Genomic DNA, 19,756 nt, shown 5'->3' on the forward strand with positions numbered 1-19,756 from the left:
ACTCCAGATGATGTCGGGCACCCCGCGCCCGCCTTTGCGCCATTTTATAGGTGATCCGACCGCGGTCATTCGTAATTGGTGAAACGCGCCTCCGGCGCCGGATTCGGCGGCAGCGGCGTGTACCCCGGCACGCCCGAACGGAACGCCGAAATCAGGCCGTTATCCACGCTCGACAAGCCCTTGAACGTGATCTGCGCCAGCACGCGCGTGCCCTGGGTCGGCAGGCCGAGGGTGTTCACGCCGTCCGCGTAGCGCTGCACGCCGATGCCGAGCACCCAGCAGTCCGCGTCGTACTGCAGACCGACCAGGCTGTCGACGATCGCCCGACCCTGCAGGTCGTAATTCATCCGCACGACGCTGAAAAAACGATGCGTGAGCGGCCACTGCGCGGAAAAGGTGATCTGGTTGACGGGCGTGTTGTCCAGGGTCGTATCGGCTCGCGTGTAACGATAAGCGAGGTTGATCACCTTGCCTGACTGAGGACTGAAGCCGAAGCCGACGCTGCTCTGCGTCAGCTGGTTGTTGTCCGCATTATATTCGACCGCCGTTTCGGATGCGAAACCCGCCCCGAGCTTGATCGACGCGCCCGCGATCAGATCCGAGTGGGTGGCCTGCGCGGACGTCTGGGTCGGCAGCAGCGTGACGCGCTGATCCTGGAAGTAATACTCCTGCGCGAGCACGAAGCGCGCGCGCTCGTCGCCGGTTTCCGGGTTGATGAAGCGCGTCGTGATCGCAGCCGTGATGCGGTTCTGGTCGGCAATGCGGTCGTCGCCGACGAAGGTGTTCGGCGTGAAGATTTCCGCGAGGCCGAAGTCCGCGTCCGCCGTATCGAACAGCGGCGCGAAGATCTGGTTGCGGTACGGCGTGTACACGTAGTACAGACGCGGTTCGAGCGTCTGCAGGTAATCCTGCCCGAACAGGTGCACCGAACGCTGGAAGATCAGCCCGGTGTCGAACGACAGCGTCGGCACCGATTCGGTGAAGTACTTCGGCTGCCCGACCGGCGCATCCGAGCCGATCGAGCTCAGGTTGTACGACGCGAAGTGCCACTGCACCTTCGGCGTGACGAAGTAGCCCGGCCCGACGATCGAGTACGACAGGTACGGATCGAAGGCGACCCGGTCGCCTTCGGTCGAATCCGGCGTCGTGATCGTGAAGCGCGAGAAGTCGGCGGTCGCGCCATAGTCGAAGCCGCCGACGTCGTACTTCGCATACTTGACGTTGAATTCCGGCTCGCGCCCGTACGGCGCGATCGACGGCGCCAGCGTCTGCCAGTTCTGCACGCGCGCGAGCACCGACCACGGGCCGTTGTTGTACGTGAGCCCCGCTTCCTGCTGGTACAGCAGCTGCGTGCCGTTGAGGATCTGGCCGGAGGTCGAGCCGAGGTCTTCCGGGAACGTGTTGTCCGAGACCTTGTTGTAGTAGATATAGCCGCCGAACCCGTCGCCGAAGTTCTGGTTGTGCTGGATGAACAGCGCGTAGCGGTTGGTCTTCGTGATCGCGTCGTCCGGCAGGAAGATGCCTTCGATCGACCCCGAATAGTTCGAGGACAGATAGCGGTACGTCGCGTCGGTCTCGACGCCGCGCTTCGAGATCAGCTTCGGCGTGAACAGCAGATCGCGGTTCGGCGCGATGTTCAGGTAATACGGCAGGTCGAATTCGAAGCCGTTGGTCGAATCGAGCGAGAACGTCGGCGGCAGCAGGCCGCTGCGGCGCTCGCCGGACAACGGGAACGACATCCAGGGCGTGCCGAAAATCGGCACGCCCTGGAAGAACAGCACCGCATTGTGCGCAACCCCTTCGTCGGCGCCGGTGTCGAAATCGAACTCGCTGCCGCGGATATACCACGCCGGATTGCTCGTGCACTGGCACGCGGTATAGGTGCCCTGCGTGAAGACCGTGCGCTCGCTGTCGAGCATGTCGACGCGCTGCGCGCTGCCGGAGCCGCCTGTCATGTTGAAGTGGTACTTCGGCGTGCTCATGTAGCCTTCGCTCGAATCGAGCTGAAGGTGGGCGTCGGGCCCGGCGAAGCGCGCGCCGCTGTTGTCCACGACCACGTGACCGTAAGCATCGGCCCGATCCGTGTCCTCGTCGTAGTGCAGCGCGTCCGCCTTCAGCGTGAAGGTCGGACGGCGCACCTCGGCCGCGCCCTTTGCGGCGATGTCCACGCCGCTCGTGCCGTCCGCGAAATCGCCCAGCACGAAGGTGGCGGGCTTCTGGTCCGGCTTGAGCGGATGCTCTTCGAGTTGCGGCGCGAGGCGCATCCCCCACGGTGCATCGAGCGGCTGGGGCTGTGCCGCATCGCCCGACAACTGGGCGTGCGCGAGCGCGGGCATCAGGCCCGGCACGGCGAGCAAAGCCGCGACGAGCCGCCTTTTACGCGGCACGCCGCCGCGCGAGGAGGTCGTGAGGGAAAGCTGTCTGGGCGGCATGTATCGTTTGGCGAATCGGCCCGGCTGCCGGTCTCGGCATGCTGGATCCCGCGCCTCGTCTGCCCGACTGCGGCAGCCTTTCTCCATGCTGGTGGATCATCGGTTGGGCAATGAAGAGGCGATAAAGCGGGAGCAGCGAAAGCCGGCGCGAGCCGCGTCAAAAAAGTCGTGGGGTATTATATGGCAAGACGTTCTTCCCCCGGATTTGCCTCAGCCTTTTCATGAATCTGCCCCGCGCACCGCACTGTCCGCCGGACGCCCCCGCCTCCTCCGATACCCGCCTCGAACTGCTGCGCCGCTGGCTGGCAGGCTTCGCCAGCCGGTACGCGCTGGAGGCCGGCACGCTCGTGCCGGCCTCCAGCGACGCCAGTTTCCGGCGCTATTTCAGACTCGCCGGTAAGGAAGCGCAAGACGGCGTGCCGGGCACGCTGATCGCCGTCGATGCCCCGCCGCCCGAAAAATGCCGCGAATTCGTGCAGGTCGCGCAGTGGCTGGGCGACGCGGGCGTGCACGTGCCGCGCGTGCTCGAAGCCGATTTCGACGCGGGGCTGATGCTCGTCACCGATCTCGGCACCACGTCGTACCTGAGCGCGCTGAACGAAGGCAACGCGCGCGCGCTGATGCGCGATGCGCTCGACGCGCTGATCCGCTGGCAGCGCGCGTCGCGCCCGGGCGTGCTGCCGGCGTTCGACGAAGCGTTCCTGCGGCGCGAACTGGAGCTGATGCCGGAGTGGTTCGTCGGCCGCCATCTCGGCCGCGACGTGGACGACGCGACGCGCGGCGTGCTCGAACGCACGTTCGCGCTGCTGGTCGCGAGCGCGCGCGCGCAGCCGCAAGGCTACATGCTGCGCGACTTCATGCCGCGCAACCTGATGGTCGACCCGCGGCCCAACCCGCTGAATCCGGGCGTGCTCGACTTCCAGGACGCCGTGTACGGCCCGCTCACCTACGACGTCGTGTCGCTGCTGCGCGACGCGTTCATCAGCTGGGACGAGGCCTTCGAGCTCGACTGCTTCGCGTACTACTGGGAGCACGCGAAAAAGGCCGGCCTGCCGGTCGATGCCGATTTCGGCGAGTTCTACCGCCAGCTGGAATGGATGGGGCTGCAGCGGCACATCAAGGTGCTCGGCCTGTTCTGCCGGATCCACTACCGCGACGGCAAGTCTCACTACATGGCCGATCTGCCGCGCTTCATCGGCTACGCCCGCAAGGTCGCGCAGCGCTATGCGCCGCTCGCGCCGTTCGCGAGGCTGCTCGACACGCTCGAAGGCCGCGCCGCCGAAGTCGGCTACACGTTCTGAGAAACCGCACGCCGATGACCGCCACGCCGCTGACCGCCATGATCTTCGCCGCCGGGCGCGGCGAACGCATGCGCCCGCTCACCGACCACACGCCGAAGCCGCTGCTCGAAGCCGGCGGCAAGCCGCTGATCGTCTGGCAGATCGAACGGCTCGCGCAGGCCGGTTTCGCATCGATCGTGATCAACCATGCGTGGCTGGGCGCGCGCATCGAAGCCGCGCTCGGCGACGGCGCGCGCTGGGGCGTGCGGCTGCGCTACTCGGCCGAAGGCGACGCGCTGGAGACGGCCGGCGGCATCGCGCAGGCGCTGCCGCTGCTCGAAGACGGCGCGGCAGGCACCGCCTTCGTTGCAATTGCGGGGGACGTGTACGCGGATTTCGACTATGCGTCGCTGCACGCGCAGGCCGCGCGCGTGGCCCGCATGCCGGAGCCCGGCATGCATCTGGTGATGGTGCCCAATCCGCCGTTTCATCCGCACGGCGACTTCGGTCTCGTCGAGGGCAGGCTGTCGCTCGATGCGCAGCCGCGTCTCACGTTCGGCAGTATCGGCGTGTACGACACGCGGATGTTCCGTGCGCTGCCGCGCGGCACGCGCCGTGCGCTCGGACCGTACTACCGCGACACGATCGCCCGCGGCCTCGCGAGCGGCGAATGCTATACCGGACGATGGGAAAACGTCGGCACCCCTGAGCAGTTGCGGGCGCTCGACCAGCAGTTGCGCGCCGCGGCAGCCGGCTGAGCGTGCGCCGCGCGAGGCCGGAATTGCGCCGCGCCAGGCCGGATTCGCCCCGCGCCAGGCCAGGTTCGCGCCACACCAGGCCGGATTCGCGCCGCGCGAGGCCAGGTTCGCGCCACACCAGGCCGCATTCGCCCCGCGCGAGGCCAGGTTCGCGCCACGTCATACCCGGTCCGCGCCCCCGCACGCATGGCGCGCCGGGCCACACCCATGCGCCGGACCCGCGGGTTCAGCGCGACTCCGCCGCCGCTGCGGCCTCGGGCGCATGCGCGGCCTGCGCCGCGCGCTGCTGCAGCGCCCACATCTGCGCAAACAGGCCGCCGGCCTGCAGCAGTTCCGCATGAGTGCCGCGCTCGACGATCCGCCCCTTGTCCATCACGATGATCTGCTGCGCGTGCACCACGGTCGACAACCGGTGCGCGATGATCAGCGTGGTCCGTTCGCGGGCGATATGGTCGAGTTCCTGCTGGATCGCGCGCTCGGAGCGCGAATCGAGCGCCGAGGTCGCTTCGTCGAACACGAGGATCGGCGGATTTTTCAGGATCGTGCGCGCAATCGCGACGCGCTGCTTCTCGCCGCCCGACAGCTTCAGGCCGCGCTCGCCGACCGGCGTGTCATAGCCCTTCGGCAAACCTTCGATGAACTCGTGGATGTGCGCGGCGCGCGCCGCGGCGATCACCTCGTCGCGGCTTGCCTGCGGGCGGCCATAGGCGATGTTGTAGTAGATCGAGTCGTTGAACAGCACCGTGTCCTGCGGCACGATGCCGATCGACGCGCGCAGCGAATCCTGCGTGACGTCGCGAATATCCGCGCCGTCGATCGTGATCGCGCCGCCGCCCGCGCGCTCCAGGTCGTAGAAGCGAAACAGCAGGCGCGCGAGCGTGGATTTGCCGGAGCCGCTATGGCCGACCACGGCGGTGGTCGTGCCCGCCGCAATCGTGAAGCTCACGTCGTGCAGGATCTGCCGCGCCGGCTCGTAGCCGAAGTTCACGTGCGCGAAGCGCACCTCGCCGCCGCGCACCGCAAGCGGCGGCGCGTCCGCTCCGTCGGGCACTTCCTGACGTGCGCCGAGCAGCGTGAACATGCGGTCCATGTCCGTGAGGCTCTGCTTGAGCTCCCGATACACCACGCCGAGGAAGTTCAGCGGGATGTAGAGCTGCAGCATGAACGTGTTGATCAGCACGAGATCGCCCAGCGTGAGGCGCCCGGCCATCACCCCCTGGGTCGCGCGCCACAGGATGAACACGAGCCCGGTGCCGATGATCGTCTGCTGCCCGAAGTTCAGCACCGACAGCGAGTTCTGCGAGCGGATCGCCGCCGCGCGATAGCGCTTCAGGTTTTCGTCGTAGCGCTGCGCTTCCCACTCCTCGTTGCCGAAGTACTTGACGGTCTCGTAGTTGAGCAGCGAGTCGATCGCGCGCGAGTTCGCGCGCGAATCGAGCTCGTTCATCGTGCGGCGAAAATGCGTGCGCCACTCGGTCATCCTCACCGTGAAGGCCACGTAGACCGCCAGCGCGACGAACGTGACGATCGCGTAATACGCGTCGTACTTGACCACGAAAAAGCCCAGCACGAGCCCGACTTCGACGAGCGTCGGCAGAATGCTGTACAGCGAGTACGAGATCAGTTGCGTGATGCCGCGCGTGCCGCGCTCGATGTCGCGCGACATGCCGCCCGTCTGCCGGTCCAGATGAAAACGCAGCGACAGCGCATGCAGATGGCGGAACACCTTCAGCGCAAGCTGGCGCACCGCGCTTTCCGTCACCTTCGAAAACAGGATCTCGCGCAGTTCGGTAAACGCCGACGTCGACAGCCGCACCACCGCATAGGCGACCACCAGCAAGCCGACGCCGCCCAGCAGCACGATGCCGGGCGCGTGATCGGCGCGGCCGAGCGCGGTCAGGTGCTGCACGGCGGCGAGATTGTCGACGATGTGCTTCATCACGATCGGCACGCCGAGGTTCGCGACCTTCGCGCCGATCAGGCAGGCCAGCGCCAGCCCGACGCGCGTCTTGTAGGTGGCGAGGTACGGCAGCAGCGAGACGATCGTCTGCCAGTCGTTGCGCGGCCCGGTGGGCAGCGGCGAAGGTTCGGTGGTGGCGGCGTAGCGGCGCATGGGGCAATACGGCAATGAGGGGACGGCGTACGGCGGCGCGAACGCACGCGGCCGCCGGACGGGCGACCGGGGCGCGCGCTTTCCCGTACAATTCCTGATCTTTCTATTGTCGCAGAAGCCGGCGGGCGCCGCTTTCCTCTGCTTTCTCCGGCGGGCGGCGCACCGGCCGCGCCGCACTGCGGCGCAGACGCGTCGCCCGCCTCGCCAATCCGCTCGTAGGGGTACTTCGATGTCCGATCAGCTTCAACTCCCGCAAAAATCGTGTGCGCTGCGCGTCGTCCCGCAACCGTCGGACGCGAACGTGCACGGTGACGTGTTCGGCGGCTGGATCATGGCGCAAGTCGACATCGCCGGCTCGATCCCCGCGAGCCGGCGCGCCAACGGCCGTGTCGCGACGGTTGCGGTGAACTCGTTCGTGTTCAAGCAGCCGGTGTTCGTCGGCGATCTGCTGAGCTTCTACGCGGACATCGTGAAAACCGGCAACACGTCCGTGACCGTCGAGGTCACCGTCTACGCGCAGCGGATGAGCCTCGCGCAGGAACTCGTCAAGGTGACCGAGGCCACCCTCACCTACGTTGCCACCGACAGCGACCGCCGCCCGCGCGCGCTGCCGTCGCTCGACTGAGCGCGGCCCTCAGGCAGGCGGCCAGTCCTCGCGCAGCAGGCCGAACTGCAGCAGGTCGTGGTGCGCGCCCTGCCAGTAGCCGGCCTGGCGCGCCCGCCCCTCCTGCACGAAGCCCAGCCGCGCGGCGAGCCGCAGGGACGCGGCGTTCTGCGGATGAATCTGCGCGTCCACACGGTTCAGCGCCATCTGCGCAAACCCCCATGTCAGCGCCGCGTGCAACGCCTCGGTCATCAGCCCGGCGCCCCGCGCCGCGCGCGCGAGCTCGTAGCCGAGCGTGCAGCTGCGCCAGCCGCGGTTCCACTTGAACAGCCCGCAGGTGCCGACCAGCGCGCCGCTCGCGCGGCTGTGCAGCGCCCAGCGCACGCCCGGGTTCGGCAGTTGCCGCCAGCTCGCGAATGCCGCGATCAGCCGTTGCGCCTCGCGCACGTCGGTCATCGGATCGACGCCATACCAGCGCATCGCGGCGGCGTCGCCGTGAATCGCGAACAGCGCGGGGGCATCCGCCGCGCACAGCTCGCGCAGCAGCAGCCGGGGTGTGGCGAGGGTCGGGAAAGCGTTCATCGCGGAGTGTCTGGCCACGGGATGCGGCGCGGCGGCCGGGCTTACGCCGTGCCGCCCGCCCGCTCCTGCAGCAGGACGGGAATCGCGTCGTGCGGAATCGGCCGCGAGAAGAAATAGCCCTGCATTTCGTCGCATGCGCGCTCCTTCAGGAAGTCGAGTTGCTCGGACGTCTCGACCCCTTCGGCGATGACCTGCAGGTTCAGCGAATGCGCGAGCGCGATGATCGCCGACGTGATCGTCTCGTCGTCGCCGGACGCGCCGATGTCCGACACGAACGAGCGGTCGATCTTCAGCCGGTGCACCGGGAAGCGCTTGAGGTAGCTCAGGCTCGAATAGCCGGTGCCGAAATCGTCGATCGCGAGGCCGATGCCGAGCGCGCTCAACGCGTTCAGCGCCGACACTGCTTCCTCGGCATTGCGCATGATCGTGCTCTCCGTGAGCTCCAGTTCGAGGAAGCGCGGTTCGAGCCCGGTCTCGTCGAGCACCTGCATGACCATGTGCGCGATGTCGCGCTGCTGGAACTGGCGCGCCGACAGGTTCACCGACACGCGCGCGGGCGGCAGCCCCTCGTCCTGCCAGGCCTTGTTCTGCCGGCAGGCCTCGCGCAGCACCCATTCCGACAGCGGCCCGATCAGCCCGCACTCTTCCGCGACCGGGATGAACGCCGACGGCGGCACCAGCCCGACTTCGGGATCGTGCCAGCGCACCAGCGCCTCCATGCCGACGATCTGGCCGGTCTCGATGTCGACCTGCGGCTGGTAGTGCAGCAGAAACTCGCCGTCGCGCAGCGCGCGACGCAAGCGGCGTTCGAGGCTCAGCCGCGCACCGGCGCTCGCGTTCATTTCCGGCTGGTAGAACTGGAACGTGTTGCGGCCCATGTCCTTGGCGCGGTACATCGCGAGGTCGGCCTTCTTCATCAGCGTCTCGGCGTCGTCGCCGTCCTGCGGGAACAGGCTCGCGCCCATGCTGCAGCCGACGTACAGCTCGGTGCCGTCGAGCCAGACCGGCTCCGAGATCGAGGCGCGCACGCGCTCCATCCAGGCGATCAGCGACTGCTCGTCGACGATATCGGTCATCACGATCACGAACTCGTCGCCGCCGTGACGCGCGACCGTGTCGCTCGCCCGCGCGCAGCGCGCGAGGCGCTCGGCGACGACCGCGAGCAGCCGGTCGCCGACGCTGTGCCCGAGGCTGTCGTTGACGTTCTTGAAGCCGTCGAGATCGATGAACACGACCGCCACCCCCTTGTGGTGGCGCCGCGCGACGACGAGCGCATGCTGCAGCCGGTCGCGCAGCAGGTTGCGGTTCGGCAGGCGCGTGAGGCTGTCGTAGTTCGCCTGGTACTCGAGCTGCTCCTGGTAGCGGATCAGTTCGGTCACGTCGTTGATCACGCCGATGTGGTGCGTCGTCTGCCCTTCCGGGTCCGGCACCGGCGCGATGAACAGCTGGTTCCAGAACAGCGCGCCGTCCTTGCGGTAGTTGCGCAGCACCGCGCTTACTTCGCGGTTCGCCGCGAGCGCCTGGCGAATCGCGGCGATGCCCTCCTGGTCGTGGTCGTCGCGCTGCAGCAGCCGGCAGTCGTGGCCGATCACCTCGGACGGGTCGTAGCCGGTGATGCGCCTGAACGCCGGATTCACGTACTCGATCAGGTTGCCGCGCGCGGACGGGCCCGTGATCAGGATCGCGTTGACGCTCGCATCGAGCGCGCGGCTTTGCAGCCGCAGCGCGAGATCCGCGCGCTTGCGCTCGGTGATGTCGGTATAGGAGCCGAGCACGCCGATCACGCGCCCGTCGCTGTCGGTAAACGGCAGCTTGCTCGTGACCGTCGTGCGATGCACGCCGTCGATGACCAGATCGACTTCGTAGTTCATCTTCGGCACGCCGGTCTGGATCACCTCCTCGTCGAGCGTGCGCGCGGTACCCGCGTGCGCACGCCACGGCAGGTCTTCGTCGGTCTTGCCGACGACCTGCTCCGGATACGCGAGCCCCGCGTCGCGCGCGAACGCCATGTTGCAGCCGAGATAGCGCGATTGCGTGTCCTTCCAGAAGACGCGCTGCGGGATGTTGTCGATCACCGTTTCGAGCATCTGGTTCGAGCGCTGCGCTTCGGCCTCGGCGTTGATCTGCTCGGTGACGTCGTCGGCCAGCACGAAGATCGCCGGGCGGCCGGCAAACATCAGCGAGTGATAGGAAATGTCGACGTTGATCGTCGAGCCGTCCTTGCGCCGGTGAAGCCAGACGCCGGCCATCGTGCGGCCGAGCAGTGCGGACGGCCCGCTGCGCTGCAGATGCGATTCGAGCCGGCCGATTTCGCTCGCCGGGCGAATCTCGCGGATCGTCATCGCGAGAAATTCGCTTTCCGTGTAGCCGTATTGCTGGACCGCGGCGGCATTGACGGCCAGAAAGCGCAGCGTTTCGCGGTCGTAGATGTACATCGGCACCGGATGGGTGTCGAACAGCCCGCGAAACCGCTCGTCGTTGCCGAGCAGCGCCTTCGCGCGCCGCAGCCGCTCGCTCGCGGCGCTCTCGCGCGCGCCGAACGTGTAGATGAGCAGCGCGCCGCCGGCGAGCATCGTGACGATCAGCAGCAGCGTCGTATCGCGCGTCTTGCGCGCCGATTCCGCCAGCGACGCTTCGAGCGCACGGTTCTCCTGCCGGCGCAGCGTCTCCAGCTCGCCTTCGATGCGCGCGCGCTCGATTCCGAGCTGCGCATATGCGGCCGCGGCCCAGACGCGCGGCGCGCGCGGATCGCTCGTGCGCGCGCGCGCCAGCACGGCGCTCATCTGCGTCTGCAGCGCGGCGCCGTCCTTGCCCAGTTGCTGCAGTTGCGCCGCCATCTGCGGCTGATCGCCCCGTTCGCCGGCGAGCGCGCCTTCGAGTACGGCAAGCGCGCCGCCCGATGCCGCGCCGGCATCCGCCGGGACGGGCGCCGCGCCCGACCCGAAGCGCGCGAGCGCGGCGAAATCGCCGTCGAGCGCGGCCCGGTACGCGTCGAGGTGCTGCCGGAAATCGGTCGAGCGCAGCATCCGCAGGTCGGCGTCGCGCCGCGCGCAGATCTGCGTGTAGGCAACGAACGCATTCGCGCCGATTGCGGCGGCGACCACGGCGAGGTTGATCAGCAACCGCCTCGGGAAGATGGGTGTCATGGGTTCCGGACGTCAGTCGTTTTACGGACGAGGCGCACGGCGGGTGGTCCGTTTTCGATGCTTCTGGCGGCACCTGCGATCGATCTTCTCCGCGCCAACCCATGGATAACGGCGGCGGCCGGCCGGACTTGAGGGTTCGGCCGTAAAAAAAACCGCGGGTCAGCGGGCGAGGCCGAACTCCCGCATGGCCGGGACGAAGTCGTGATTGCCCTCGGGCTTGCGCGACAGCTTGGCCAGCACGTACCGCCGGAACGGTGCGAGATGCGCCCACTGCTCGGTCGTCGGCACCGCGAGCTGCGCGAGATGCGCCTGACGCACGACGCCGTCCGGCACCGCCTCGCTGCTGCGCCACGCGGGCGCTTCGTCGGGGGTGAACCAGTCGGGTTCGACATTGGCGTGGGTGCGCAGCATTTCGAACAGCGCATGATCGAAATTCGGCTCGATTTCGACGTCTTCCTCGACCGGAAAACGCGCGAGCAGCTTGCGGTCTTCGAGCGGCAGCAACTGCCATTGCGCGAGCGAGATGCGCAGCCCGAAGCGGTCGAGGTTAAAGCGCACGGACATCGGGATATAGGTCAGGTTCTCCGAGGATACGACTTCGAAATCGAACAGTATCGGTGCTTCGTGGAGTCCCATGGCAGTGTCCTCGTGCGCAGCAGGCAACGTGTAAGGTCGGCTTGAGGTATTTTAGAACCTTATTGGCGTCGCAAGCGGCTCAACCGCATGCGGCGTGCGGGCAAGTCTTTCGTCAGAGGAGAAGCGGGTTTGAACGCATCCGAAACCACCGCGCAGCCGGGCGCCATCGCGCTGCAGGTGCACCGGCACCGCGACGGCGCGGTCGAGACCGTCGCCGATCACGTCGGCCAGGAATGGCCGGTCGCGCTCGTGTTCAACGGCATATCGCACGCGGTGATGATGTGCACGCCGCGCGACCTGGAGGCCTTCGCGGTCGGATTCGCGATTTCGGAGGGCATCGTCGAGCGCGGCAGCGACATCCAGGACATCGAAGTCGAGCTGTACGACGGTCCGCTGCCGCATGCGCAGGTGCAGCTGCAGGTCGTGCAGCAGGCGTTCGTCGCGCTCAAGGAAAAGCGCCGCGCGCTCGCCGGACGAACCGGCTGCGGCGTGTGCGGCATCGAAAGCATCGATCTGCTGGACCTGAAGCCGGAGCGTGTGCCGGATACCGGCTTTCTCGCGCGGCTCGCGCCCGACGCGATCGCGCAGGCGGCGCGCGCGCTGCCCGCGCACCAGGCGCTCACGCGGCTGACCGGCGGGCTGCACGCGGCGGCCTGGTGCGACGCGGCGGGCGCGATCCGGCTCGCGTTCGAGGACGTAGGCCGCCACAATGCGCTCGACAAGCTGATTGGCCAGCTGGTGCTCGATCGCGCCGACTGCCGCGACGGCTTCGTGTTCCTGTCGAGCCGCGCGAGCTACGAGCTGGTGCGCAAGGCCGCGCGCGTCGGCGTGCCGATGCTGGCGACGATTTCGGCGCCCTCGTCGCTCGCCATCGCGATCGCGCGCGAAGCCGGAGTGCGGCTCGTCAGCTTCTGCCGGGAAGCGGGCTACGTCGACTACGATACGGTGACGGCGGCCGGATAGCCGCGCGCGCGGCAAAGGCCGCTCAGTCGAACGGCCGGAAATCCGGCTTGCGCTTCTCGAAGAACGCCTGAAACGCCTCGCGTGCTTCCGGCGCGAGCAGCATCTTGCCGAAGTGCACCGCTTCGTCGGTCATCTGCGCGTGCAGTTCGTGCTGGCTCGCGCGCTTCATCAGCGTTTTCGTCACCCTCAGCGACGACGCCGGCAGCGCGGCGAGCTTCGCCGCCTGCGCGAATGCAAACGCGTCGACCTCGGCCGCCGGCAGCAGCCGGTTCACGAAGCCCATGCGCTGCGCCTCGCGGGCATCGAACGCCTCGCCGAGCAGCAGCTTCTCGGCCGCCGCCTGATAGCCCGCGACCCGCGGCAGCAGCAGGCTCGACGCCGCTTCCGGGCACAGCCCCAGTTGCGTGAACGGCAGCGAGAACGTCGCCGTATCGGCCGCATACACGAGGTCGCAGTGCAGCAGCAGCGTGGTGCCGATCCCGACCGCCGCGCCCGCAACCGCCGCGACCACCGGCTTGTCGGCCGTGCTGATCGCGCGCAGGAACTGGAACACCGGCGCGTGCTCGCCCATCGGCGGCGCTTTCATGAAGTCTTCGAGATCGTTGCCGGCGCTGAAGATGCCGGCGCTGCCGCGGATCAGGATCGCGCGCACCGCGCGCTCCTCGCGCGCGGCGCTCAGCGCATCGGCCATCGTCTGGTACATCGCCGCGGTGATCGCGTTCTTCTTCTCCGCCCGGTTGAAGGCGATCGTCAGCACCCCTTCGGCGCGCTCGACCAGAATGTCCATCGTCATCTCCTCGTGCTGCTGAATGGAAAAACGGTTCGCCGGCCGGCGGGCCCGCGAACCGTTCGAAGCGGTCTACCGCAAACCGCGTATCACGCGCTCACAGACGCTCGATGATGCCGGCCGCACCCATGCCGGTGCCGACGCACATCGTCACCATCCCGTAGCGGTAGTTGCGGCGGCGCAGCCCGTGCACGACGGTCGCCGCGCGGATCGCGCCGGTCGCGCCGAGCGGATGGCCCAGCGCGATCGCGCCGCCGAGCGGGTTCACCTTCGCCGGATCGAGGCCGAGATCCTGGATCACCGCGAGCGACTGCGCGGCAAACGCCTCGTTCAGCTCGATCCAGTCCAGATCGTCCTGCCTGAGGCCGGCCGCCTTCAGCGCCGCCGGAATCGCCTCCTTCGGCCCGATGCCCATGATCTCCGGCGGCACGCCGCGCACCGCGAAGCTGACAAAACGCGCGAGCGGCGTCAGGTTGCACTGCTTGAGCACCTTCTCCGACACGACGATCAGCGCGCCCGCGCCGTCCGAGGTCTGCGAGCTGTTGCCCGCCGTGACCGAGCCCTTGTTCGCGAACACCGGACGCAGCTTCGCGAGGCCTTCGGCCGAGGTGTCCGCGCGCGGCCCTTCGTCGAGCGTCACTTCGCGGCTGTTCACCCGCACTTCGCCGGTCGCGAGATCCGGAAAACGCTCGGTGATCGTGTATGCGGCGATTTCGTCGGCGAATTCGCCGGCCTGCTGCGCGGCGAGCGCACGGCGGTGCGATTCGACCGAGAACGCGTCCTGCGCGTCGCGGCTCACCTTCCAGCGCTGCGCGACCTGCTCGGCGGTCAGCCCCATCCCGTACGCGATGCCGACGTCCTCGCTGCGATCGAAGATGTGCGGCGACATCGACGGCTTGTTGCCCATCATCGGCACCATGCTCATCGACTCGCAGCCGCCCGCGATCATCGCGTCCGCTTCGCCGACGCGGATGCGGTCCGCCGCCATTGCGAGCGCCGTCAGGCCCGATGCGCAGAAGCGGTTGACGGTCACGCCGCCGACCGTGTTCGGCAGGCCCGCGAGCAGCGCGCCGATGCGGGCGACGTTCAGCCCCTGCTCCGCCTCCGGAATCGCACAGCCGACGATCGCATCCTCGATCAGCGCCGTATCCAGCCCCGGCGCCTGCGCGACCGCCGAGCGGATCGCGTGCACCAGCAGTTCGTCCGGGCGCGTATTGCGGAACATGCCGCGCGGCGCCTTGCCGATCGGCGTGCGGCTCGCGGCGACGATATATGCGTCTTGCAATTGCTTTGCCATGAAAAGCTCCTTTGTCCGCGCGTCGGGCGTCAGTTGCGCACCGGCTTGCCGGTTTGCAGCATGCCCATGATCCGTTCCTGCGTCTTCTGCGTGCCGAGCAGCTCGACGAACGCACGACGTTCGAGTTGCAGCAGCCATGCCTCGTCGACGAGGCTGCCCGCTTCGACGTCGCCGCCGCACACCGCCTCGGCGATGCGGCTCGCGATCAGGAAATCGTGCTCGCTGATGAAGCGGCCGTCGCGCATGTTGACGAGCGACGCCTTGATCGTCGCGATCGCCGAGCGCCCCGCCACCGGCACCTGGGCGGCCCGCAGCGGCGCACGGTAGCCCGTGGCCGACAGCGCGCGCGCTTCCTTCTTCGCGACGTCGAGCAGCTCGAACACGTTGAAGACGATCGGATCGGACGGCTTCAGATAACCCATTGCGCGCGCATCGAATGCGGACGTCGAGACTTTCGCCATCGCCGCGTTCTCGAACGACTTCTGCACGAACTTCAGCAGATCGTTCGTCGCGCCGACCTGCGCGGCCGCGTCGGCCGCGCGCAGCGCCGCTTCCTTCAGGCCGCCGCCGGCCGGCACGAGGCCGACGCCGACCTCGACGAGGCCGATGTAGCTCTCGACGTGCGCGACGCGCTTCGCGCTGTGCAGCAGCAGTTCGCAGCCGCCGCCGAGCGCGATGCCCGAGACGGCCGAGACCACCGGCACGTTCGCATACTTCACGCGCAGCATGCCGTGCTGGAATTTCTTCACGAACGGCTCGATGCCCTTCGCGCCGCCCATCATGAAAGCGGGCATCGCCTCTTCGAGATTCGCGCCGGCCGAGAACGGGCCGCCCGGCGCACCGAGCTTCAGCGAGGTCGGCTGCCAGATCACGAGACCGCGATAGTCGCGCTCCGCGAGTTCGATGGCCTGCACGAGGCCGTCGATCACCGACGGTCCGATCGTGTTCATCTTGCTCTTGAACGACACGATCAGCACGTCGTCCTCGCCGGCGCGGTCGTCGACCCACGCGCGCACCGCGTCGGTTTCGAACAGCGTCTTGCCGCTCGTCCTGGGATCCGCGCCCGATTCACCGGCGAGCGGCGCGCGAAACACCTGGCGGCGGTACACGTCGAGCGAGGAGCGCGGCACGAACGCGCGCGCGGCCGGCGACCACGAGCCCTCGCCCGTATGCACACCGCCTTTCTCGGCGACCGGCCCTTCGAGCACCCATGCGGGCAGCGGCGCATTCGACAGCGCCTTGCCTGCGGCGATGTCCTCCTGCACCCACTCGGCGACCTGCTTCCAGCCCGCGGTCTGCCAGCCTTCGAACGGCCCTTCGTTCCAGCCGAAGCCCCAGCGGATCGCGAGATCGACGTCGCGCGCGTTGTCGGCGATCGACTCCAGATGCACGCCGATGTAATGGAATACGTCGCGGAAAATCGACCACAGGAACTGCGCCTGCGGATGCTGCGCCTCGCGCAGCAGCTTCAGCCGTTCGGCGGGCGGGCGCTTCAGGATGCGCGCGACCAGCTCGTCCGCCTTCGCGCCGCCTTCGACGTACTCGCCGCTCGCCGGATCGAGCACGCGAATGGCCTTGCCTTCCTTGCGGTAGAACCCCGCGCCGCTTTTCTGGCCGAGCGCGCCCTTCTGCACCAGCGCGGCAAGCACGGGCGGCGTTTCGTAGACCGGGAAAAACGGATCGTCCGCGAGGTTGTCCTGCATCGTGCGGATCACGTGCGCCATCGTGTCGAGCCCGACCACGTCAGCGGTGCGGAACGTGGCCGACTTCGCGCGGCCGAGACGGCTGCCCGTCAGGTCGTCCACTTCGTCAAACCGCAGACCGAACTTCGCGGCTTCCGCGATCACTGCGAGGATCGAAAAAATCCCCACCCGGTTCGCGATGAAGTTCGGCGTGTCCTTCGCACGCACGACGCCCTTGCCGACCACGCTGGTCAGGAAGGTTTCGAGCTGGTCGAGAATGGCCGGCTGGGTATCGACGGTCGGAATCAGCTCGACCAGATGCATGTAGCGCGGCGGATTGAAGAAGTGCACGCCGCAAAAGCGCGCCTTCAGGTCGTCGGCGAACCCCTGCGAGAGCGCGGTAATCGACAGGCCCGACGTGTTGGTCGCGAAGATCGCGTCCGGCGCGAGATGCGGCGACACTTTCCTGTACAGGTCGTGCTTCCAGTCCATGCGTTCGGCGATCGCCTCGATCACGAGGTCGCACTCGGCGAGCTTCGCGATGTCGTCGTCGTAGTTCGCGGGCTGGATGTATTGCGCGTCGTCCTTCACGCCGAACGGCGCCGGCGACAGCTTCTTCAGGTTCTCGATCGCCTTCAGTGCGATCGCGTTCTTCGGGCCTTCCTTGGCCGGCAGATCGAACAGAAGGACCGGCACCCTGGCGTTGATCAGGTGCGCGGCGATCTGCGCGCCCATCACGCCGGCGCCGAGCACGGCTACCTTGCGAATGATCAGATTGCTCACGTCGTTCCTCCGGGGAAGATATGCGGTTGCGCGAAGCGGCGTGGCCCGCTCTCGCGCGGCAGGGCTGGCGCGGGCGCCGGGCGGCGCCCGCCCTCGTGGGGCGTCAGAACAACGCCTCTTCGACGTCCATCAGCGGCTTCGCGCCCGCGCGCGCCTGGCGGATCGTCATCGCCGTTTCCGGCAGCAGCTTCGCGAAGTAGAAGCGCGCGGTCGCGAGCTTCGACTTGTAGAACGGGTCGCCGGACGCTTCCTTGTCGAGCGCGACGCGCGCCATGCGTGCCCAGAAATACGCGAACACCAGATGGCCGCAGGTGCGCAGATACGGCACGGCGGCGGCGCCCACTTCGTCGGGGTTCTGCATCGCCTTCATGCCGATTTCCATCGTCAGCTTTTGCATCTTCTCGCCGATGTCGGCGAGCGGGTTGACGAATTCCTGCATCTCCGGCTTGACGCCTTCGGCTTCGACGAATTCGGCAATCAGCTTGCCGAACTTTTTCATCTTCGCGCCCATGTCGCCGAGCACCTTGCGGCCGAGCAGGTCGAGCGACTGGATGCCGTTCGTGCCTTCGTAGATCATGTTGATGCGCGCATCGCGCACGTACTGCTCCATGCCCCACTCGGCAATGAAGCCGTGCCCGCCGAAAATCTGCATCGCGTGATTGGTGCCTTCGAACGCGTTGTCCGAGAGGAACGCCTTCAGGATCGGCGTGAGCAGCGCGACGAGGTCGGCGGCTTCCTCACGCACCGCTTCGTCCGCATGCGACAGCTCCTTGTCGATATGCAGCGCGGCCCAGTAGGAAAACGCGCGCGCGCCTTCCGCGTAGGCTTTTTGCGTGAGCAGCATGCGGCGCACGTCCGGATGCACGATGATCGGATCGGCGGCCTTCTCCGGCGCCTTCGGACCGCTCAGCGAGCGCATCTGCAGACGGTCCTTCGCATACGCGAGCGAGTTCTGGTACGCCACTTCTGTGAGGCCGAGGCTCTGCATGCCGACGCCCAGACGCGCCGCGTTCATCATCACGAACATCGCGTTCAGGCCTTTGTTCGGCTCGCCGACGAGCCAGCCCTGCGCGTTGTCGAGATTCATCACGCAGGTGGCGTTCGCGTGGATGCCCATCTTGTGCTCGATCGAGCCGCACCTGATGCCGTTGCGCTCGCCCGGCTCGCCCGCCGCGGTCGGGATGAACTTCGGCACGATGAAGAGCGAAATGCCCTTGGTGCCTTTCGGCGCATCGGGCAGACGCGCAAGCACGAGGTGGACGATGTTCTCGGCCAGATCGTGCTCGCCGCTCGAAATGAAGATCTTGGTGCCGCTCAGCGCGTACGAGCCGTCGCTGTTCGGCTCGGCCTTCGTGCGCAGGATGCCGAGGTCGGTGCCGCAATGCGGCTCGGTCAGGCACATCGTGCCGGTCCACGTGCCGGAGACAAGCTTCGGCAGATAGCGCTGCTGCAACTCGGGCGTGCCGTGCGCGTGCAGGCATTCGTATGCGCCGTGCGAGAGGCCCGGATACATCGTCCAGGCCTGGTTCGCCGAGTTCAGCATTTCGTACAGCGCGTTGTTGACGAACGCGGGCAGGCCCTGGCCGCCGTATTCGGGATCGCAGCCGAGCGCGGGCCAACCGGCCTCGACGTACTGGCTATAGGCATCCCTGAAACCGTGCGGCGTCGTGACGACGCCGTCGCCCGCGTACGTGCAGCCTTCCTGATCGCCGCTATGGTTGAGCGGGAACAGCACTTCGGCGCAGAACTTGCCGGCTTCTTCGAGCACCGCGTTGATCGTATCGGCGTCGAGGTCCGCGTGCTTCGGCATCTGCTTCAGTTCGGCTTCGACATTCAGCAGTTCGTGCAGCACGAATTGCATGTCGCGCAACGGCGCGGCGTACTGTCCCATGACTTTCTCCCAGGTTTGACAGACGCGAGGCCGTCAGCGCCGGTCCGCCGTCGGGACCGGTTCAGCGCCGTGGGATCCGCCGGATCCGCCGGTGCCGCTAGCAGCGCTCGCTTTGATACGAAACGATCAGTTTTTCCAGCGCGGCCCACGTCAGCGGCACGGCATCGGGCAGATGCAGAAAGCGCGCGTCGTGATGCAGACCGAGCGTGAAGCTATACAGTTCGAACAGCATCAGCTGCGGATGGGTGTCCGCGCGCAGATGCCCTTCGTGCACCGCCTGCGAAATGGCGCGCGTGAGCGCGGCACGCCACATCGTGACGCTCGCCACCAGCTGTTCGCGCACCGCGCTGTCGGCCCGGTCGTCGTATTCGACCGCCCCGCTGATGTAGATGCATCCCGTCGTGACTTCCTGAATGCGCCGCTCGATCCAGCGCGACAGCATGGCCCGCAGACGAGGCAAGCCGCGCGGCTCGCGCAGGCTTGGGAAAAACACCTCGTCTTCGAAACGCCGGTGGTACTCGCGCACCACCTCGACCTGCAAGTCCTCGCGCGATCCGAAGTGCGCAAACACGCCGCTCTTGCTCATCTGCATGCGCTCGGCCAGCAAGCCAATCGTCAGACCTTCGAGTCCGTCGCGGCTGGCCAGATCGAGCGCCGCGTCGAGAATCGCGGCTCGGGTTTGTTCGCCTTTTCGCATAGCAGTTTTACCGTTCTTCTGTGACCGAAATAAAATCGAACGGCCGTACTATTATTGAGTGCCGCCGTCCGCGAAACAAGGACTTTATTAGAAACCGGTTTCTAA

The 19,756-nt window shown here is 67.4% G+C and carries 14 protein-coding genes; 4 read left to right on the plus strand and 10 right to left on the minus strand.

Annotation, left to right across the window (positions count from 1 at the left end; translation table 11 throughout):
- Positions 1 to 65: 65 nt before the first annotated feature.
- Entirely contained in the window at positions 66 to 2,432 is a 2,367-nt protein-coding gene (locus AC3AP7_RS14145) for an LPS-assembly protein LptD (RefSeq protein ID WP_475761941.1), read from the minus strand.
- Between the two features lie 221 nt (positions 2,433 to 2,653).
- On the opposite strand from AC3AP7_RS14145, the gene AC3AP7_RS14150 reads away from it, so the two are divergent.
- Positions 2,654 to 3,733: an aminoglycoside phosphotransferase family protein gene (locus AC3AP7_RS14150; RefSeq protein WP_475761939.1), complete on the plus strand. Its 1,080-nt coding sequence runs from the start codon at positions 2,654 to 2,656 to the stop codon at positions 3,731 to 3,733.
- Between the two features lie 14 nt (positions 3,734 to 3,747).
- Positions 3,748 to 4,470 carry an N-acetylmuramate alpha-1-phosphate uridylyltransferase MurU gene (gene murU / locus AC3AP7_RS14155; protein ID WP_475761937.1) on the plus strand — a complete coding sequence of 241 codons (723 nt, stop codon included), beginning with the start codon at positions 3,748 to 3,750 and terminating at the stop codon, positions 4,468 to 4,470.
- 226 nt (positions 4,471 to 4,696) lie between these two features.
- Here the strand turns inward: murU and AC3AP7_RS14160 are convergent, their stop codons facing one another.
- Entirely contained in the window at positions 4,697 to 6,583 is a 1,887-nt protein-coding gene (locus tag AC3AP7_RS14160) for an ABCB family ABC transporter ATP-binding protein/permease (RefSeq protein WP_475761935.1), read from the minus strand.
- A 229-nt stretch (positions 6,584 to 6,812) separates the two neighbouring features.
- On the opposite strand from AC3AP7_RS14160, the gene AC3AP7_RS14165 reads away from it, so the two are divergent.
- Positions 6,813 to 7,208, plus strand: a complete 396-nt coding sequence (locus tag AC3AP7_RS14165) for an acyl-CoA thioesterase (RefSeq protein ID WP_475761933.1) — start codon at positions 6,813 to 6,815, stop codon at positions 7,206 to 7,208.
- A 9-nt stretch (positions 7,209 to 7,217) separates the two neighbouring features.
- Here the strand turns inward: AC3AP7_RS14165 and AC3AP7_RS14170 are convergent, their stop codons facing one another.
- The 3 genes from AC3AP7_RS14170 to AC3AP7_RS14180 all read right to left on the minus strand — a co-directional run bounded on the left by AC3AP7_RS14170 (position 7,218) and on the right by AC3AP7_RS14180 (position 11,551).
- Positions 7,218 to 7,769, minus strand: coding sequence for a GNAT family N-acetyltransferase (locus AC3AP7_RS14170; protein ID WP_475761931.1), 552 nt, complete (start codon positions 7,767 to 7,769; stop codon positions 7,218 to 7,220).
- Positions 7,770 to 7,810: 41 nt separating this feature from the next.
- Entirely contained in the window at positions 7,811 to 10,915 is a 3,105-nt protein-coding gene (locus AC3AP7_RS14175) for a sensor domain-containing protein (protein ID WP_475761929.1), read from the minus strand.
- A gap of 159 nt (positions 10,916 to 11,074) precedes the next feature.
- A complete protein-coding gene (locus AC3AP7_RS14180) occupies positions 11,075 to 11,551 on the minus strand; it encodes a nitrate reductase associated protein (RefSeq protein ID WP_475761927.1) in 477 nt (158 codons plus the stop codon).
- A gap of 129 nt (positions 11,552 to 11,680) precedes the next feature.
- On the opposite strand from AC3AP7_RS14180, the gene fdhD reads away from it, so the two are divergent.
- Complete coding sequence (gene fdhD, locus AC3AP7_RS14185; RefSeq protein ID WP_475761925.1) at positions 11,681 to 12,514, plus strand: formate dehydrogenase accessory sulfurtransferase FdhD; 834 nt, start codon at positions 11,681 to 11,683, stop codon at positions 12,512 to 12,514.
- Positions 12,515 to 12,536: 22 nt separating this feature from the next.
- Here fdhD and AC3AP7_RS14190 read toward each other — a convergent pair whose 3' ends face one another.
- The 5 genes from AC3AP7_RS14190 to AC3AP7_RS14210 form a co-directional block, all read right to left on the minus strand.
- Positions 12,537 to 13,307, minus strand: coding sequence for an enoyl-CoA hydratase (locus AC3AP7_RS14190; protein ID WP_475761923.1), 771 nt, complete (start codon positions 13,305 to 13,307; stop codon positions 12,537 to 12,539).
- Between the two features lie 91 nt (positions 13,308 to 13,398).
- The gene (locus AC3AP7_RS14195) at positions 13,399 to 14,598 is read right to left on the minus strand and encodes an acetyl-CoA C-acyltransferase (protein WP_475761921.1); all 1,200 of its coding nucleotides are present in this window, start codon (positions 14,596 to 14,598) and stop codon (positions 13,399 to 13,401) included.
- 29 nt (positions 14,599 to 14,627) lie between these two features.
- Entirely contained in the window at positions 14,628 to 17,063 is a 2,436-nt protein-coding gene (locus AC3AP7_RS14200) for a 3-hydroxyacyl-CoA dehydrogenase/enoyl-CoA hydratase family protein (protein ID WP_475761919.1), read from the minus strand.
- 103 nt (positions 17,064 to 17,166) lie between these two features.
- Positions 17,167 to 18,954: an acyl-CoA dehydrogenase C-terminal domain-containing protein gene (locus tag AC3AP7_RS14205; RefSeq protein ID WP_475761917.1), complete on the minus strand. Its 1,788-nt coding sequence runs from the start codon at positions 18,952 to 18,954 to the stop codon at positions 17,167 to 17,169.
- A 97-nt stretch (positions 18,955 to 19,051) separates the two neighbouring features.
- Positions 19,052 to 19,651, minus strand: a complete 600-nt coding sequence (locus AC3AP7_RS14210) for a TetR/AcrR family transcriptional regulator (protein ID WP_475761915.1) — start codon at positions 19,649 to 19,651, stop codon at positions 19,052 to 19,054.
- Positions 19,652 to 19,756 lie beyond the last annotated feature (105 nt).

This window comes from Paraburkholderia sp. PAMB 6770 (genome assembly GCF_057748135.1).

Coding starts and splice junctions, on each gene's coding strand:
- murU (WP_475761937.1), top strand. CDS start 3,748: ATGACCGCCACGCCGCTGACCGCCATGATCTTCGCCGCCGGGCGCGGC.
- AC3AP7_RS14180 (WP_475761927.1), bottom strand. CDS start 11,551: ATGGGACTCCACGAAGCACCGATACTGTTCGATTTCGAAGTCGTATCC.
- AC3AP7_RS14205 (WP_475761917.1), bottom strand. CDS start 18,954: ATGGGACAGTACGCCGCGCCGTTGCGCGACATGCAATTCGTGCTGCAC.
- AC3AP7_RS14210 (WP_475761915.1), bottom strand. CDS start 19,651: ATGCGAAAAGGCGAACAAACCCGAGCCGCGATTCTCGACGCGGCGCTC.
- AC3AP7_RS14165 (WP_475761933.1), top strand. CDS start 6,813: ATGTCCGATCAGCTTCAACTCCCGCAAAAATCGTGTGCGCTGCGCGTC.
- AC3AP7_RS14150 (WP_475761939.1), top strand. CDS start 2,654: ATGAATCTGCCCCGCGCACCGCACTGTCCGCCGGACGCCCCCGCCTCC.
- AC3AP7_RS14175 (WP_475761929.1), bottom strand. CDS start 10,915: ATGACACCCATCTTCCCGAGGCGGTTGCTGATCAACCTCGCCGTGGTC.
- AC3AP7_RS14170 (WP_475761931.1), bottom strand. CDS start 7,769: ATGAACGCTTTCCCGACCCTCGCCACACCCCGGCTGCTGCTGCGCGAG.
- AC3AP7_RS14195 (WP_475761921.1), bottom strand. CDS start 14,598: ATGGCAAAGCAATTGCAAGACGCATATATCGTCGCCGCGAGCCGCACG.
- AC3AP7_RS14160 (WP_475761935.1), bottom strand. CDS start 6,583: ATGCGCCGCTACGCCGCCACCACCGAACCTTCGCCGCTGCCCACCGGG.
- AC3AP7_RS14145 (WP_475761941.1), bottom strand. CDS start 2,432: ATGCCGCCCAGACAGCTTTCCCTCACGACCTCCTCGCGCGGCGGCGTG.
- AC3AP7_RS14190 (WP_475761923.1), bottom strand. CDS start 13,307: ATGACGATGGACATTCTGGTCGAGCGCGCCGAAGGGGTGCTGACGATC.